The sequence below is a fragment of the Bartonella sp. AP19HLJMH genome (assembly GCF_042196245.1).
Classification (GTDB): Bacteria; Pseudomonadota; Alphaproteobacteria; order Rhizobiales; family Rhizobiaceae; genus Bartonella.
Genome location: NZ_JBHIPX010000076.1, coordinates 1 through 990, shown reverse-complemented (window position 1 = coordinate 990; position 990 = coordinate 1). Strand labels below are relative to the sequence as shown.

Sequence of the window (990 nt, the reverse complement as noted above, 5' to 3'; positions counted from 1 at the left end):
ATTGTTTGATAAGCTCTAATCCTTCTTTCGATATCTTTCTCATCTGACGCTCCATAAAAAAAGCCCCACAAAAGTGGAGCTGGCATAAAAATGTTTTTTTATGATCTCTATTGACTATGCTCTTTGATCAGTTGCTCGACTTCGTCAACACCAAAGCCAAGCTGAAAGAGCGGCGCATATTCACTTTCCTGTAATTCATACTGACAACGCTTTTCGACAAAATCACCATTTGAATCAAACGGCATGGTTGTTGTTAGACAAACCTTATGCGTGTCATCTTCAATCCCCTCTTCTCCCTCTCCAAGCTCTTTAACAAAGACCCAATAAAAACGTGTTGCTAAAAGCATCTCTAGCCTTCTTACCGTTTCAACTTTGTCAAAAGAAAGCATGTTCAGATAATCTTGCTTGCTATTTAAATGTTCTGGATAATCTATCATCTACCCCTCCTCACAAATCACGGGAATGGCTACAACCACGCGCACATAATTGTTCATTACCTCTAGAATAAGATACCGTGGAGCGTGCAAAACATCCGCTATCTACACCATGACTCCACCCTCCTCCTCCTGATAACCATCTCATTTCTAACCTAGCCTGCCCCCTATTCGTTATTTGCATAGGAAACGTTCCTGCTAAAAACTGCCAAACATAACCGCAACCTTCCTCACAACCGATATGCGAGATCATACGACGATTTGCTGTATCAACGTGACCTCCTGAAGTCTTAGGAGAGGGGGGAGTCTTACCTTTAATACTTGTTTTGTCATTACTTCCATACATGGTTGAAGCAAATTCCACATCACTCAGTAAGGATTTCTTGACACGCATCATATCCGTTACATGATCTGTATAGGTACGACCTGTTGTGATCGGAACACCATATGCCGAGCGCGTATTTTCACCGGTGCCTGACTGAAGATAAATATCAACCCAAAGATCTGTAGAGGGGTCATAAACCATACCTTCTGGTGAACTATGCGGACGGTGATT

The 990-nt window shown here is 42.1% G+C and carries 1 protein-coding gene and 1 pseudogene; both read right to left on the bottom strand.

The annotated features are described in order from the left end of the window. Positions 1 to 107: 107 nt before the first annotated feature. Positions 108 to 437 (bottom strand): hypothetical protein, encoded by a 330-nt coding sequence (locus tag ACFINR_RS09450; RefSeq protein WP_375654241.1) that lies wholly within the window; start codon positions 435 to 437, stop codon positions 108 to 110. A gap of 10 nt (positions 438 to 447) precedes the next feature. Next, positions 448 to 990 (bottom strand): annotated as a pseudogene (locus ACFINR_RS09445) (hypothetical protein); the annotation flags it as partial.